We start from the raw sequence: 15,147 nt of genomic DNA, 5'->3' as shown, positions 1-15,147 counted from the left end.
AGTGGAGCGAGGCCCGAACCGGAGCCCCCAGCGAACGGGGTGCGGAAGCGACCACGCGCGAGGGGTGGCGACGACACCGGGGCCTCCTGCCAGACTGGGGGCATGAGCCTCCCCTTCGAGAGCGCCTACCGGCACGGGTTCGCGAGGATCGCGGCCTGCACCATCCCCGTCGCGATCGCCGACCCCGTCGCGAACGCAGACGCCGTGCTCGCCACGGCGCGTGAGTGCGATGCCGAGGCGGTCGCCGTCGCCCTGTTCCCCGAGCTGTGCCTCACCGGCTATTCGATCGAGGACCTGGTGATGCAGGATGCCGTGCTCGACGCCGTCGAGCGTCAGATCGAGCGGCTGGTCGAGGCATCCGAGGATCTCTTCCCGATGCTCGTGGTGGGCGCGCCGCTGCGCCACCGCAGCCGCCTCTACAACTGCGCCGTGGTGATCCACCGGGGCGAGCTGCTCGGCGTCGCGCCGAAGTCGTACCTGCCGACGTACCGCGAGTTCTACGAGCGCCGCTGGTACGCGCCGGGCGACGACCAGGCCGGGAAGGATATTCGCGTCGGGGCGCTCGAGGCGCCCTTCGGGCCCGACCTGCTGTTCGAGGCGCTCGACGTCCCGGGCCTCGTGATCCACGCCGAGGTGTGCGAGGACGTCTGGGTGCCGATTCCTCCGTCGGCGGCGGCCGCACTCGCCGGGGCGACGGTGCTGCTGAATCTCAGCGGGAGCCCGATCACGATCGCCCGGGCCGAGGACCGCAAGGACCTGTGCCAGTCGCAGTCGCTGCGCTGCCTCGCGGCCTACGCATATGCTGCGGCGGGCATGGGCGAGTCCACAAACGACCTGTCGTGGGACGGCCAGACGATGATCTACGAGGCCGGGAGCCTCCTCGCCGAGACGGAGCGCTTCCCCGACGGCCCGCGCCACTCGGTCGCCGACGTCGACCTCGACCGGCTGCGTCAGGACCGCCTCCGCCAGGGCACGTTCGACGACAACCGCCGCACCTACGACCCCCGCCTGCGCACCGTGCACTTCGACCTCGAGCCGCCCGCCGCCGATATCGGCCTGCGCCGGTCGACCGATCGCTTCCCGTTCGTGCCCGACGATCCCGCCCGGCTCGCCCAGGACTGCTACGAGGCCTTCAACATCCAGGTCTCGGGGCTCGTCCAGCGATTGCAGGCGATCGGCCATCCCAAGCCGGTCATCGGCGTGAGCGGCGGCCTCGATTCGACGCACGCGCTCCTCGTCGTCGCCCGCGCGATGGACCGCATGGGACGCCCGCGCAGCGACATCCTCGCCTACACGATGCCCGGGTTCGCAACCAGCGATCACACCAAGTCGAACGCCATCGCGCTGGCGGAGTCGGTCGGCGCGTCGATCCGCACGATCGACATCCGCCCCGCCGCGACCGAGATCCTCGAGGGCATCGAGCACCCGTTCGCCGACGGGGAGCCGGTGTACGACGTCACGTTCGAGAACGTGCAGGCCGGCATCCGGACGGACTTCCTGTTCCGCCTCGCCAACCAGAACGGCGGCATGGTCATCGGCACGTCCGACCTGTCGGAGCTCGCGCTCGGCTGGGCGACCTACGGCGTCGGCGACCACATGAGCCACTACGCGGTGAACGCCGGCGTGCCCAAGACGCTGATCCAGCACCTCATCCGCTGGGTGATCCTGCATCGCGAGGGCGTCGACGAGGCCGAGGCCGCGGTGCTCCAGTCCGTGCTCGACACCGAGATCTCGCCCGAGCTCGTGCCCATGACCCAGGACGGCCGGCTGCAGTCCACCGAGGACCGCATCGGCCCGTACGCGCTGCACGACTTCGCCCTGTACCACGTGCTGCGATTCGGCTTCCGGCCATCCAAGATCGCCTACCTCGCGGCGCAGGCGTGGGGCGACGCCGATGCCGGCGCCTGGCCTCCCGGCTTCCCCGCCGAGGACCGCTACGCCTACGACCTGCCGACGGTCGCGAAGTGGCTGCAGGTGTTCCTGCGTCGCTACTTCGCGTTCGCCCAGTTCAAGCGGTCCGCGATCCCGAACGGGCCGAAGGTGTCGCCCGCCGGCTCCCTGTCGCCGCGGGGTGACTGGCGCGCACCGTCGGACGGCAACGCCAACGCCTGGATCGCCGAGCTCAAGGCGGCGCTCCCCGAGCTCGTCGAGGAGTGAGCGGATGCCGCGGCCGCGGCATCCGGGTTCCGCCGATCACTCGCGTCAGGCGGGCGCCGCGCCGTACGCCAGCGTGATGATCCAGCTGTCGCGCGAGAGATCCGCCAGCTGGTAGTAGACGCGCCGGTCCGGGATCCAGCCCTTGGTGAGCGGGCTGTCGAGCCGCACGTGATCCGCGGCGACCCGGGCGCCGCGGCCATCGGCATCGCGCACGGCCTGAACGCGGGTCCAGTGCGCGAGCAGTTTGCCGAGGTCGGTCTCCTCGAGCATGTGGGAGTGGCGCTTCATCTCATTCACGGTCGGCGCGTCGGGATGCGCGTCGCGCAGGTCGAGTCCGAGCGGCACGGCGGGATCCGCGACCGCGACGACGGTCGCCGCCCGGAAGTTGGCGTTGCGGATGCCCAGCGGCACCTCCTGCCCGTCGATCTCGGCGATCAGCTGGGTGTGGAATCCGAAGTGGGTCGGCGCTTCGCGCTCGATCCGCACATCCTTCGGGTCGACGCCGAGCTGCGCCGACACGATCTCGCGTGCCAGGGCGCGCTTGCGGTCGTGCTCTGTGAGCTTCGGGTCCCATCCCAGCCGAGCCGTGATGCCTGCCGGGGTGTCGAGCAGCACCGATTGCATGATCCACCTCTTCCCGCGGCGGGGCCGCTCGTTCATCTTGCCGTGCGGGCATGCCCGGAGGAAGCGCGCCGCGCAGAGAGGCGGGATGACGGTCGCCGCCGCGGTCACGGCCACTCGCGCGGCATGACCCCCGGTGCGAAGATGAAGCGAAGATGCGATGGGCGGCACGTGGCTCATGGACGGTTTCGCGGCGGTCGACTTCGAGTTCGCTCGACAGGTGCTGCAGCGCGGCATCGCCGCCCTGTACCTGGTGGCGTTCGTCTCGACGCTGAACCAGTTCCGCCCGCTGCTCGGTGAGCACGGGCTGCTCCCCGCCCCGGAGCTCCTGGCCTGGGCGCGCGACGCAGGCAGCCGCGGACGCCTGGTGCACCCGACGCTGTTCCGGCGCGTGGCCTACACCGATCGGCGGCTCGTCGCGCTGTGCGTCGGAGGCATCGTGGTGTCGGCGACGCTGGTGTGCGGCATCCCGCAGCTTCTCCCGCCCTGGGTGCCGATGGCCTGCTTCCTCGCGCTGTGGTTCGGATACATGTCGATCGTGAGCATCGGCCAGACGTTCTACGGATTCGGCTGGGAGATGCTGCTCCTCGAGGCGGGGTTCCTCGCCGCCTTCCTGGGCTCGGAGGCACAGCCGCCCGCGACCGTGGTGATCGTGCTCTTCTGGTGGCTGGTGTTCCGTCTCGAGTTCGGCGCCGGCATGATCAAGATCCGCGGCGGACGCGAGTGGCGCGACCTGACGGCCCTGACCTATCACCACGAGACGCAGCCGATGCCCGGTCCGTTCAGTCGTCAGGCGCATCTCCTGCCCCGCTGGGTCCACCAGGGCGAGGTGCTGGGCAACCACTTCGCCCAGCTCGTCGTGCCGTGGTTCCTGTTCGCGCCGCTGCTCGGCCTGTGGCTGGAAGGCCCGTGGCCGGCCATCGTCGGCGCCGTGGCCGCCGCGATCATCATCGCCACGCAGCTCTGGCTGATCCTCACCGGCAACTTCGCGTGGCTGAACTGGGCGACGGTGGTCCTCGCCTTCTCGGCCATCGGGCTCCCCGGCATCGGCGCACCCGTCGGTCCCCCGTCGCAGGACCCGCCCTGGACCGTCGACGGGATGCCGCTCCCCTGGCTCATCGTCACGGCAGCGGTCGGACTGCTCTACGTCGTGCTCAGCGTGCGGCCCCTGCAGAACCTCGTCGCTCGACGGCAGCTGATGAACGCGAGCTTCAACCGGTGGCAGCTCGCCAACGCCTATGGGGCCTTCGGAACGGTCACGAAGGAGCGCATCGAGATCGCCGTGGAGGGAACGACGGACGACGACCCGGATGCCGCGACCTGGCGCGAGTACGCGTTCAAGGGCAAGCCGGGAGAGGTCCATCGCATCCCCCGTCAGTTCGCCCCGTACCACCTGCGACTGGACTGGCTGATGTGGTTCCTGCCGCTCGGGCGGTCGCTCGAGGACTGGTTCACCATGTTCCTGCTGCGGCTCCTCGAGGCAGATGCCCCCACCCTCCGGCTCCTGCGGAGCGATCCCTTCGAAGGCGAACGGCCGAGGTGGGTGCGCGCGGTGGCCTACCGGTACCGGTTCACGACCAGGGCGGAGTTCCGCGAGAGCCGCGCGCGGTGGGTGCGCGAGCGGCTCGGACCGGTCCTGGGGCCGATGTCGCTGCGGCGGGACTGATCCGGCGGCCAGACCGGGCCGCGCGGCCGCGTGGCGCCGGGGCAACGCTCAGGCGCGGGCGGGGAGAATGGGACGGTGAAGCTCCTCGTCGCGGCCCTCGAAGCCGAACTCGTCGCATTCCCCGATGACCTCCCCGGATTCGACCGGCTCGTGACCGGGCCCGGCAAGCTCCAGGCGACCTACGCCCTCACCCGAGCGCTCGACGCCGGTGAGTACGACGAGGTCGTCGTCGTCGGCACGGCCGGAGCCATCGACGCCCGTCTCGACGCCGACGTGTACGACATCGACGCCGCGATCCAGCACGACGTCACCGACATCGACGGCATCGTCGGTCAGCACGTGTCGCTGCCGACGCGCATGGAGCTGGGACGCGAAGGCATCACGATCGCGACCGGCGACCACTTCGTGGACGATGCCGAAGCGGTGTCGGTGATCCGGCCGCTGGGCGCCGGGCTCGTCGACATGGAGACCTACGCGTACGTATGGGTGGCCGAGCAGTTCGGCGTGCCGATCCGCGTGCTGAAGGCGGTGTCGGACCGCGCGCAGGACAACGCCATCACCGACTGGCGCGCGACCGTCACGGCATGCAGCCATCAGCTGCGCGACAAGATCCGCGACGAGTACGGCGTCTGACCCGTCACTCCTTGCGGGCGAAGACGCTCCGCAGCACGAGGAAGACGATCACGGCCACGACGGCCACGACGACGAGCTTTCCGATGAACCACAGCACTGTGAAGAGCACGTCGACGAGGATCCAGGCGAGGATGACCGCCACGACGACGCCGACGACGGTCCAGAGGGTGCTCTTGTTCACCTCACCAGCCTAGATAGTCTGAGGGGTCGCGTAGACACGCCTTGTCTTCGCGCGCCTCGTCTCCTGCAGCAAGGACAGCATGTCGAATCCCACCGAGCCCACTCCCCCGAACCCGTCGGACGCGCCTCAGCCGCCCGCCGACGCGCAGCCCACCGAGATCGTCCCGCCGAGCGAGCCCGTCGGCGACGCGCAGCCCACCGCGGCGTACCCGCCCTCGGACTTCCAGGCCACCGAGGCCTACCCCCCGGCCGATCAGCCCGGGTATGGTCAGGCGCCGCAGGACCCGGCCGCGTACGGACAGCCCCCCTACGGACAGCCCCCCGCCTACGACCCGGCCTACGGCCAGGCGCCCGTCGCGGCTCCGGTCTCCCCGGATGCCCGTCCGCGCACGCTCGGGTGGATCTCGCTCGGCCTCGCCCTGGGCGGTCTGCTGCTCGTCGGCGCGGCCTTCATCCCGCTCCTGTGGGTGTCGCTCGTCCTCGCATTCCTCGGCGGTCTGCTGCTGCTGATCGCCCTGGTGCTCGGCATCGTCACCCTCGCGAGCAAGAAGCAGGGCGGCAAGGGCCTCGGGATCGCGGCCATCGCGCTCTCGGTCGTGGGCGGGATCGCCTGGATCGGGGCCATCACGCTCGCCTTCCTGCTGATCGGCTTCGCCGCGGTCGGAACGTCGAACGGGGCATCCGTCCCGTCTCCCGCGGTCTCGCAGGAGGCCGTGCCCGAGGACGAGCCGACCGAGGAAGGCTCCGAGTCCGAGACCCCCACGGGCACCTACGACGAGGCGGCCTACCTCGCACAGGTCCGTCCCGAGCTCACCGCCCTCATGCAGGAGATCGAGCCCAGCATCACCGAGGAGATGCTGGCCCAGACCTACACCGACGAGACGCTCGTGAGCATCGGGCAGTCGCTGTTGATCGCCGGCGAGACCGGCCGATCGGTGGCCATCACGTCGCTGACCGAGGCCAGCGGCGGCATGTTCACCGAGGAGCAGGCGACGCGCTTCTACGACACGATCGCGGACGCCGCCGAGCAGTACCTCGTCCAGTAGTCCCCGCGTTAAAGGGGAGCGGGCCGGTTCGCGTGAACCGGCCCGCTCCTTCTGTCTCAGTGCGTCACGACATCCACTGCGTCGTCGGCCAGGTGAGCGCGGCGACCTTCGTCTGACCTGCCAGCGACGGGTGGAAGTAGTCCCTCGTCGAGATGTCGGTCCTCACGAACACGTAGTTCGCGAGCGTGCCTCCGTCGTATCGGCACATGGCCGGGAAGCCCGCGCAGACCTCGGCGAGCGCCACGTTGTACTCGTTGACCCGTGCCTGTACGGCGGCGCGGCGCTGCACGTCGGCGGCCTTGGTGCTGCTCGGATTGGCGAGCATCGACTGGCAGATCCCGAGAAGGCTCCAGGTGAAGCGTGCGCTGAGGTTCGACTTGTTGACCTCGTAGAGCCTCTGGAGGCTCGGGATGCTCGCGAGGAACACCTGCGGAGCGGCGGTGCTCTGCGACAGTGCGGCGAGCGCGTTCTGGACGTTGGCCTTGAAGGTCGCCGTCGGCGTCATGGCCGTGACGGTCCTCGTGCAGGCGTCGTTCGCGCCGATCTCGATCGTGACGTACTGCGCCTTCTGAGTCACCGCCTTCTGCGCCTGCGCGAGCAGGCCGGAGGAGTTCGCTCCGATGACCGCGTTGTTGTACGCGACGAGCGTGTCGGGCGCCGCCGTGGCGCGCAGCCGCAGCAGGTGCGAGCCCACGGAGGCGGTCGTGCCGGTCGACCAGCTGTTGGCCGGACAGTTCGACAGTCCGCTGCACGTGGACATGGCCTGGGTGATCGAGTCGCCGAGACCCGCCATCACCTGGACGTTGTCGGGGGGCAGCGGCGCCGCGTGGGCGGCCGAGGCGGAGAACACCGATCCGGAGACGATGATCGCCGAGGCGGCGAGGGTGGCGAGGGCGCGGCGCGCCCGGATTGACATGCGCATGTTGTGGACTCCGTACGACGTTGTGGATGGAGCAGGCGCGGCGCGCAGCCGCGGCCGGAAGGTCCGGCGTTCGGGCACGATCCGGTTCCCCCAGGAAGGATCTTGGCGCGAACGATACACCCCCGTATCGGGCCGGGCAATGACTCCGGTCAGGCGCGTGCGGCGGCGGCCTGCCGGATCAGACTCGGGCCGTGCGCCGTAGCCTCCACGATCAGCTGTGCGGGGAGCTGATCCTTCATCGCCGCGACGTGACTGATCAGACCGACGGTGCGGCCGCCCTGTCGCAGCTCGTCGAGCGTCCGCATCGCGAGTTCCAGCGTGTCGTCGTCGAGCGAGCCGAACCCCTCGTCGATGAAGAGCGTGTCGAGGCGCACCCCGCCGGCGCGCGCCGTGACCACCTCGGCGAGTCCGAGCGCGAGGGCGAGGGACGCGAGGAAGGTCTCGCCGCCCGACAGCGACTGCGCGGGCCGCGCCATCCCGGTGTGGGCGTCCATGATGGACAGGCCCAGTCCCGACGCGGCCCCTCGCGCGGCGAGGGCATCGCTGTGCTGCAGGCGGTAGCGTCCGACCGACATGTCGGACAGCCGCAGGTTCGCGGCCTCGACGATCTCCTCGAGCTCGGCGGCGAGCACGAACGACTCCAGCGTCATGCGATGGGTGTTCGGGGCGCGCCCGGCCACGGTGTTCGCCAGCCGTGAGATGACCGCGTGATCGTCGGCGAGCCCGGCGATGTTCGCGTGGGCACTCCCGGCGCGTGCGACCAGATCGGAGAGGCGCTCCGCGGTCTGCGTCGCGTGCGCCGCAAGATCGACCGCCGTGCTCCAGGCCTCACGCGCCTGCGCCAGGGCGAGCGCCGAGGCCGACGTGTCGACCAGCTCCTCCGGTTCGCCGGCCAGCTCGAGTTCAAGGTCTCGGAGACGATCGCGCTCGGCGCGAAGTGCGGCATCGTGCTCGCGGATCTGCTCGTCGAGCGTCGTGCGCACGACAGCGTCGCGCAGGGCGGACGTCGCGTCAGGACCATCGGCGAAGACGGATGCTTCCACCCTCGTGTCGCGATCGGCCTCCGACCGGCGCGCCGCGGCGCGAGCTGCCTCGGCGGCGGAGAGGGCCGCCGCGAGCGCCGTGGCGAGGCGGCGATGCTCGCGGACCTGGGCGATCCTGGCTGCGACGGACGCGAAGTCTCCTCGCGCGTCGTCGACCGCGCGTCGGGCCGATTCCGCGTCGGCGGCGATGGCGGCGAGGCGCTCCCGCAGGGAGCCGAGCTCGGCTGCGAGGTTCTCGCGCTCGATGCGCGCCTCCGTCTCGGCCCCGGCCAGGCCATCGCGCTCCGCCATCAGGCGGTCCCTGAGCTCGGCCGCCTCGGTGGCGGCGGCGACGGATGCCTCGGCTGCCTCGAGCGCGGCCGTCAGCACCTCCACGCCGTCCCCGCCCGCCCGGGCCGCCGCGGCCGCGAGCGCCTCGCGCGCCGCCTTCGCCCGCGCTGCGGCGCCGGACTCCGTCGCAGCGGCGGCTTCTCGAGCGGCCTCGGCCGCGTCGATCTCATCGTCGGACACGGCGTCGTCGGACGCCGGCGCGGGCGCCGGGTGCTCGGTGGCGCCGCAGACGACGCAGGCCTCGCCGTCGACCAGGCCCGCGGCGAGCTCCGCCGCGTGGCCGGCCAGGCGCCGGCGGAGGAGCGCGGTCACGGTCGAGCGCGCCGCGTCGTGGTCGGCGCTCGCCCCGAGGTAGGCGGCCTCCGCCTCGCGGGCGGTGGTCGCACGGGCCTCGGCCTCACGCGCAGCCGCTGCTCGGGCCGCGAGCTCGTCGCGCTGTTCGATCGCCGCCGAGGAGGCGCCCGCGGCTGCCTGTGCGGCGGCGAGCTCGGGCTCCAGCTCGCCGAGGCGCACCGGGAACGCCGCGAGGACGACGTCGAGGGCTGCGAGGAGCTCATCGAACTCGGCGGCCCGCGCCGAACCGGCGGCGAGCTCTTCCGTCGCTCGTGCGAGCTCCCGCTCCCGCGCCTCGGCCGATGCCCAGACGGCGAGGTCACCGGTGAGCTTCTCGATGATCACCTCGAGGCTCTCGATCGTCGGCTCGACCGGGTCGTGAGCGACCTCCGCCGACCAGGCGGCACGGGCGCGCGCGGACTGGTCGTCGGCACGCTCGGCGGCCGCCTTCGCATCCTCTGCGGCCTCGATCGGCGCCCGGAGCGCCTCGGCGGCGAGGGCGCGGGTGAGGGTCTCTCGTGCGGCGGTGATCTGCGGATCCGCGGCCTCCAGCCCGGCGAGCGCCGACCGCGAGCGCGCGCGCCGCTCCTGCTTCTCCCGAAGGGCCTTTGCGGCGGAGTGGGATGCCTCGGCGGCGCGGTGCGCGTCATCCGCCGTCTCCCGCTCCCGCGCCCTCGTCTCGACGCGGTAGCGCGCGCGCTGGACGGCGACCGAAGCGGCCTCGAGCCGAGCCGCGATGTCTGCCGCGGCGACGGGCTCCGAGCCGGAGCCGCCCCCGAGCTCCTCGGCCGCGAGCAGCCGCTCCGCCTCGTCCAGCAGGAGGGCCACGCCGTCGCCGGCCGCCGCGAGGCTGCGTTCGGCGTCCTTGCGGCGCTGCTCGAGCGCTGACTGGTAGCCCTCGTACGTGCGCGTGCCGAACAGCCGGCGCAGGAGCCGCTGGCGATCGTCGTTCTTTGCCAGCAGGAACTCGGCGAACCGGTTCTGCGCGAGGAGGATGACCTGCAGGAACTGCTGCTGGCTCAGTCCGAGGATGTCGTCGAGCTCTCGGGCCACGTCGACGGGACGTGCCGCCCGGCCGATCCAGGTGCCGTCGATCAGCTCGTCGAGCTGCGCGCGGTGCGGCTCGGTCGTCATGCCCGTGCCGCGCTGCTTCGGCCGCTCGTACTCGGGCGAACGGGTCACCCTCCACCGGCGGCCGGCGGCGCTGAACTCGACCGTCACGCTCGTGGGATCCTCGGGCGCGCAGTGATCGCTGCGCAGGCGTCGGTCGCTGCCTTCGTAGCGCGGGACCCCGCCGTACAGTCCGAAGCTCACGCCGTCGAGCACGCTGGACTTTCCCGCTCCGGTGCGCCCGGCGATGAGGAAGATCCCGTCGTCCGCGAATGCGTCGAAGTCGACGACCTGCGCCTCGCGGAACGGCCCGAAGCCGGTCAGCTCGAGCCGATGCAGCCTCACGCGCTCGCCTCCGCGAGCGTGTGCTCGCCGATGACCTCGCGAATGACCTCGATCTCGCGCTCGGAGGCGCCCTCGCCCTCCCGTACGTGCACGAGGAAGGCGTCGACCAGCTCGGCGTCGGACCGCGCCTCGCGCACGCGGCGGGCATAGCTGAGCCCGTCGTCGCCGCGCACGCCGACCGGCGTGTGCAGCACCGTCGCGCAGAAGGGGAACCGGGCCAGGAGCCGGCGCATCGGGTCTGACTGCGGGGTGGCGTCGGTGTACTGCGCGCAGACCCAGGCGGTCTCATCGCCGGCGAACCGCTCGTCGCCGAGCAGCTCGTCGAGTGACCCGCGGATGGTGACGAGGCGCCGCGGCACGGGCAGCGGGAGCCACTCGGCGGAGGACAGACCGTCGGCATCGAGGTCGACGAGCCAGGAGCCGCGGGGCTTGTCTGCCTCGCCGAAGCTGTAGTGGAGCGGGGCGCCGGCGTAGCGAACGCGCTCGGAGAGCTGCTGTCGCCCGTGGATGTGCCCCAGCGCGACGTAGTCGGGCCCGTCGAAGGCCGACACCGGCACCACGTCGAGGCTGCCCTGCCTGATCTCGCGCTCGACGCCGGGAGTGGCATCCACCCCCGCGGCGAAGCAGTGGGCGATCGCGACCGAGCGCCCGCCACGGACGGCGGAGTCTGCGCGGACGAGGTCCATCGCGTGCTCGATCGTCTGCCGCTGCGACCGCAGGGCGGCGTCGGGCCACAGGTGACGCACGAGCGCCGGCTCGAGGAACGGGATGCCGTAGAAGTGCACCGGCCCGTGCGCGTCGTCGACGGTGATCGGCGTGCCCGTGCTCAGCGGATCGGTGACGACGTGGATGCCGCTCCGCAGCAGGGCCGACTGGAACCCGAGCCGCGCCGCCGAGTCGTGATTGCCGCTCGTCACGATCACCGTCGCGCCGGCGTCGGACAGCGCGCCGAGCGTGTCGGACAGGACGGCGTAGCAGCCGGCTGCCGGAGCCGCGGAGTCGAAGATGTCGCCGGCGACGATGACCACGTCGACGTCGTGCTCCCGCACCTGCGCGACCAGCGAGCCGAGCACGCCGCGGAGCGCATCGAGCGTGGCGTGGCCGTGGAACGACCGCCCGATGTGCCAGTCCGACGTGTGGAGGATCCGCATGATCACACCGTACGTTCGCCCGACGACATCGCGCCTGAGGCGAGCCGAGGGGCGCGCAGAGGATGCCCCGCTCCCCGGCTAGCCTGCTGGCATGACCCTGCCCGAGGTGTGCGTGGTGCTCCTGCTGCGCACCGGTGCGACCGGGCTGGAGGTCCTGCTCGGAGAGAAGCGGCGCGGGCTCGGACGCGGAAAGGTGCTCGGCGTCGCGGGCCGGACCCTCCACGGCGAGGCCCTCGCCGCAGCCGGTGTGCGCGAGGTGCGCGACCAGGTCGGCGTGGAGGTCGCGGCATCCGATCTCCACGAGGCCGGGACGATCGAGTACCACTTCCCCACCCGCACGGCGTGGTCGTGCCACGCCACGGTGCTGGTCTGCCGGCGGTGGAGCGGTGAGCCTGTCGAGACGGCGCCGCTGTCGCCCCGCTGGTACCCGGCGGGCGACCTGCCCTATGCGCGGATGTGGGGGGACACGCCGCGCTGGCTCCCCGCGGTCCTCCGCGGCGGCCGGGTCGACGCGCGCTACACGTTCGGCCCCGACCTCGCGACCGTCGTGCTCGACATCAGGTGAGCGGATGCCGCCACCCCGCCGGGCATCCTCCGCGGCGAGGGCTGTCCGACGTATCGTGGACTATGGCGCCGTCATCGGAATCCACCCCGCGCTCCACCGTCGTGGCACTCGTGGGGCCCGACAGCGAGGAGCTTCTCAGCGACCTCGCCGATGTTCCCGCCGTGCAGGCGCTCACCCTGCGGGAGGCGGAGCCCGCCGCCGCCACGCGCGCGGTGGCCGCGGCATCCCGTCCGTACGTCGTGCACGACGCCGACCCCCTCGAGCACGTCGGGGCGGCCTGGGTCGAGCTGTACGAGGAGCGCGCGACGCTCGGCACGCTCGAGATCGAGGTCGAGACGTTCCTGCGCCTGTTCGAGGCCGGCGAAGCGCTCATGCCCGACTACTACGTCGTCGTCGGCCCCGAGACGATCGAGGGCACATGGCGCCACTGGTGGCTGGGAGCCCTGGCCCACAGGGCGCCCTCACGGGTGCTGCCCGTCGAGGCGTCCGGCGCCGCGCTGCGCGCGCGGCTGCGGGCGCTCCCGGTGTCACGGCCCTGGCCGGACCCCGCGTGGCTCAAGCGGGTGCACTTCGACATCCCCGACCGGGTCGGACTGCGCGACCAGGCCGGAGCCGCGTGACCGGTCTCGCGGGCCGCGGAGGCCCGGCGCACTCGCCCGCGCCGCCGGCACGGTCGTTCACCTGGGCGGGGGCCACCCTGATCGTGCAGCGACAGGGCGCGGGGTCACCGGCGTTCGTCCTCATCCACGGCATCGGGATGGGCAGAAGCGTCTTCGAAGACCTGGCGGCGCACCTCGACGGTGCAGCGGAGGTCGTGGCGATCGATCTGCCCGGCTACGGCGAGGCGCCCGAACCGCGCCGGGTGCTGACGATCGAGCGCACCGCCGATCTGGTGGCCGCCTATCTGCGGGCACACGTCGACTCGCCGGCCGTGGTGATCGGTCACTCCATGGGCGCCCAGGTCGCCCTCGAGGTCGGCGCCCGGCATCCTGCGACGGTTGCGGCGCTCGTGCTCGTCGGGCCGACGGTCGACCCGGGGGCCCGTACCGCCCCGCGGCAGCTCTCGCGGCTGCTGCGCGACATCGCGGTCGAGAGTCCGCGGGTGATCGCTCTCGGCGCCCGCGAGTACGTGCGCGCGGGGCCGCGGCTGCGCGGCAAATTCCGCGCGATGCTCTCCCACCGCCCGGAGGACGTGCTGCCGCTCGTGTCGGCGCCGACGCTCGTCCTGCGAGGCGAGGACGACATCGTCGCGCCCCGGGAGTGGTGCGAGCGCATCATCGCGACGATGCCCGACGCGCGTCTCGCCGAGGTTCCCGGCCACGGTCACGAGACGATGATCCGGGATGCCTCGGCCGCCGCGGAGCTCATCCGCGAGTTCGCCCGCAGCCGCTGAGAACTGCCGTCTCAGGACGGATTCCTGCCAGCTCCGCGGCCACGTGCAATGTCGGAGGCCCCGCCTACGTTGGAGTCATCGGAACCAACGGAGGAAACAATGCTTTCGCTCGTCACCGCCGCCGAACAGCAGTACCGTCACGAGACCTGGTCGCTCGACCGCGACCTCGCCCTCGTGGCATCGATTCGCGAGCGCCTCGCCGCTCAGGCCGCCGCCCCACCGCTCCGCGCGGTCGCGCCGCCGGTCCGCGATGCTGGAGAACTGCGCACGAAGCGCACGTCGTGGGCCCGGCCCATCGGCGCGCGACTCGTGACGTCCGACTCCTGCCCCGGCACGATCTGCGCCGTCTGACACGCCCGCGCCCGCCCTCCCCGAGGGGAGGACGGGCGGCGGGGTTCAGGACGACGCAGGGCTGTCCGTGTCGCCGGTCGAGATCTGACGCGCGAGCTCCTGCACCTCGCTGTCGGGAAGGTCGATGCCGGCCTGGTCGATGCGCTGGCGGAGGACCTCGGCGATCCGCTCCACAGGCTCGGTGCCGACGTCGGAGCGCGTCTGAACGACGATCCCGGCCACCTTGTCGACCGATGAGGCATCGTTCTGCGACATGGCGGGAAGGCGCTGCTCCTGCTCGGAGCCGAGGCCTCCGGGCGTGCGCTGCGCCTCGCCGACCGTCAGGGTGTCGCGACCTTCGTCCTGGCCGTGATGATCGCCCCCGTCGGGCGTGTCGACGACGCCGACACCGACCGCTTCGTGGCTGGGCTCCTCGTCCACCGGGTTCCCGCCGATGGGCATGGGCGCGCCCAGCTCCGCGTGGGCGTCCGCGTCCGGTCCGTCGCTCGTCGTTCGGTCGGCATCCATCACGGTTCCTCGTCTCCTCGTTCGGGCTCGACACCCATGTCGGGGTCGGCCCCTTGCCGGGCGCGCTCGCCCTCGATGGGGTCGTCGGGTCGGAGCGCGGCATCCGTCAGCAGGCTCTCGGCATCCGCGGCTTCCGCGTTGCGCGCCTCGGTCTCGCCGTCGTCCACCTCATCCCAGCCACCGGGGGGCTCGGCGTTGATCACTCCGTCGGGCAGGTCGCGGTCCATGATGCGCTCCTCTCGTCCAGCCTCCACCCTTCCGCGGGCGGTCGCCCGGCGTGAGGGGGTTGACAACCTCGATCAGGCGCTTTCGACCGCCGAAGCGCCCGGGGAACCGGCCGCGCGGGCGGCGGCGCGGTCGCGCGCGACGGCGTCGCCGACCATCTGGCCCCCGCTGCGGGTCAGCGCCCGGCGCCACGGAAGGGTGCCCTCGATCTCGATCTGGATCGACATGGACAGCAGCGTCCTGATCAGCACGATGATGCCGAGGATCAGCGCGTCCTCCATCGAGGGCTTCGACGTGATGGTGCGGATGAGGTCGGCGGCGACGAGGACCTCGAGCCCGAGCAGGATCGCCGCGCCCAGCGTGGTGCGCAGCACCGTGAATGCGGCTGCGCCTCCCTCACGGCGTCCGAGCGATCGGGCTCCGAGGATCACGGCGATCACGAATCCGAGCACCATCGCGAGCGCGCCGACGGCTTCGAACCCGATGGCGACCGCGAGGAAGATCTCTTCCGTGTGCACGCCGCCAGCATAGGCGGGCGGAGCGGGCCGGAGCGGCGACCCGCGGGGGAG

Annotated in this window: 16 protein-coding genes; 8 read left to right on the top strand and 8 right to left on the bottom strand. The window is 72.0% G+C overall.

Annotated features, from left to right (window positions below):
- Positions 1–102: 102 nt before the first annotated feature.
- On the top strand, positions 103–2,157 hold the full coding sequence (locus SOM19_RS04345) for an NAD(+) synthase (protein ID WP_320485327.1): 2,055 nt from the start codon (positions 103–105) through the stop codon (positions 2,155–2,157).
- A gap of 45 nt (positions 2,158–2,202) precedes the next feature.
- Here the strand turns inward: SOM19_RS04345 and SOM19_RS04340 are convergent, their stop codons facing one another.
- The gene (locus tag SOM19_RS04340) at positions 2,203–2,781 is read right to left on the bottom strand and encodes a hypothetical protein (RefSeq protein ID WP_320485326.1); all 579 of its coding nucleotides are present in this window, start codon (positions 2,779–2,781) and stop codon (positions 2,203–2,205) included.
- A 175-nt stretch (positions 2,782–2,956) separates the two neighbouring features.
- Here SOM19_RS04340 and SOM19_RS04335 point away from each other — a divergent pair, with 175 nt between their 5' ends.
- Complete coding sequence (locus SOM19_RS04335; RefSeq protein ID WP_320486658.1) at positions 2,957–4,444, top strand: lipase maturation factor family protein; 1,488 nt, start codon at positions 2,957–2,959, stop codon at positions 4,442–4,444.
- Positions 4,445–4,519: 75 nt separating this feature from the next.
- Entirely contained in the window at positions 4,520–5,077 is a 558-nt protein-coding gene (locus tag SOM19_RS04330; RefSeq protein WP_320485325.1) for a phosphorylase family protein, read from the top strand.
- Between the two features lie 4 nt (positions 5,078–5,081).
- Here SOM19_RS04330 and SOM19_RS04325 read toward each other — a convergent pair whose 3' ends face one another.
- On the bottom strand, positions 5,082–5,258 hold the full coding sequence (locus SOM19_RS04325) for a hypothetical protein (RefSeq protein ID WP_320485324.1): 177 nt from the start codon (positions 5,256–5,258) through the stop codon (positions 5,082–5,084).
- Positions 5,259–5,337: 79 nt separating this feature from the next.
- Between SOM19_RS04325 and SOM19_RS04320 the strand changes: the two genes are divergently transcribed.
- A complete protein-coding gene (locus SOM19_RS04320; protein WP_320485323.1) occupies positions 5,338–6,303 on the top strand; it encodes a hypothetical protein in 966 nt (321 codons plus the stop codon).
- A 64-nt stretch (positions 6,304–6,367) separates the two neighbouring features.
- Here SOM19_RS04320 and SOM19_RS04315 read toward each other — a convergent pair whose 3' ends face one another.
- The 3 genes from SOM19_RS04315 to SOM19_RS04305 form a co-directional block, all read right to left on the bottom strand.
- Positions 6,368–7,225 (bottom strand): SGNH/GDSL hydrolase family protein, encoded by an 858-nt coding sequence (locus SOM19_RS04315; RefSeq protein ID WP_320485322.1) that lies wholly within the window; start codon positions 7,223–7,225, stop codon positions 6,368–6,370.
- 149 nt (positions 7,226–7,374) lie between these two features.
- Complete coding sequence (locus SOM19_RS04310) at positions 7,375–10,386, bottom strand: SMC family ATPase (RefSeq protein WP_320485321.1); 3,012 nt, start codon at positions 10,384–10,386, stop codon at positions 7,375–7,377.
- Positions 10,383–11,537: an exonuclease SbcCD subunit D gene (locus SOM19_RS04305; RefSeq protein ID WP_320485320.1), complete on the bottom strand. Its 1,155-nt coding sequence runs from the start codon at positions 11,535–11,537 to the stop codon at positions 10,383–10,385. The genes SOM19_RS04310 and SOM19_RS04305 overlap by 4 nt, the downstream gene beginning before the upstream one ends.
- Before the next feature lie 91 nt (positions 11,538–11,628).
- Here SOM19_RS04305 and SOM19_RS04300 point away from each other — a divergent pair, with 91 nt between their 5' ends.
- The 4 genes from SOM19_RS04300 to SOM19_RS04285 all read left to right on the top strand — a co-directional run bounded on the left by SOM19_RS04300 (position 11,629) and on the right by SOM19_RS04285 (position 13,846).
- On the top strand, positions 11,629–12,102 hold the full coding sequence (locus SOM19_RS04300) for an 8-oxo-dGTP diphosphatase (protein WP_320485319.1): 474 nt from the start codon (positions 11,629–11,631) through the stop codon (positions 12,100–12,102).
- Positions 12,103–12,164: 62 nt separating this feature from the next.
- Positions 12,165–12,722: a hypothetical protein gene (locus tag SOM19_RS04295; RefSeq protein ID WP_320485318.1), complete on the top strand. Its 558-nt coding sequence runs from the start codon at positions 12,165–12,167 to the stop codon at positions 12,720–12,722.
- Complete coding sequence (locus SOM19_RS04290) at positions 12,719–13,495, top strand: alpha/beta fold hydrolase (RefSeq protein ID WP_320485317.1); 777 nt, start codon at positions 12,719–12,721, stop codon at positions 13,493–13,495. The genes SOM19_RS04295 and SOM19_RS04290 overlap by 4 nt, the downstream gene beginning before the upstream one ends.
- 99 nt (positions 13,496–13,594) lie before the next feature.
- A complete protein-coding gene (locus tag SOM19_RS04285; protein ID WP_320485316.1) occupies positions 13,595–13,846 on the top strand; it encodes a hypothetical protein in 252 nt (83 codons plus the stop codon).
- A 45-nt stretch (positions 13,847–13,891) separates the two neighbouring features.
- Here the strand turns inward: SOM19_RS04285 and SOM19_RS04280 are convergent, their stop codons facing one another.
- From SOM19_RS04280 to SOM19_RS04270, 3 genes are all read right to left on the bottom strand, one after another.
- Positions 13,892–14,353: a hypothetical protein gene (locus SOM19_RS04280; protein WP_320485315.1), complete on the bottom strand. Its 462-nt coding sequence runs from the start codon at positions 14,351–14,353 to the stop codon at positions 13,892–13,894.
- Positions 14,353–14,580 carry a hypothetical protein gene (locus tag SOM19_RS04275; RefSeq protein WP_320485314.1) on the bottom strand — a complete coding sequence of 76 codons (228 nt, stop codon included), beginning with the start codon at positions 14,578–14,580 and terminating at the stop codon, positions 14,353–14,355. Before SOM19_RS04275 ends, SOM19_RS04280 begins: the two co-directional genes overlap by 1 nt.
- A 72-nt stretch (positions 14,581–14,652) precedes the next feature.
- A complete protein-coding gene (locus SOM19_RS04270) occupies positions 14,653–15,096 on the bottom strand; it encodes a DUF1622 domain-containing protein (RefSeq protein ID WP_320485313.1) in 444 nt (147 codons plus the stop codon).
- Between the last annotated feature and the right edge of the window lie 51 nt (positions 15,097–15,147).

The sequence above is a fragment of the Microbacterium sp. CFBP9034 genome, assembly GCF_034045255.1.
In the GTDB taxonomy this organism is placed as follows: domain Bacteria; phylum Actinomycetota; class Actinomycetes; order Actinomycetales; family Microbacteriaceae; genus Microbacterium.
Note: the sequence above shows the minus strand (reverse complement) of the source record. Positions and strands in the feature narration are given on the sequence as shown.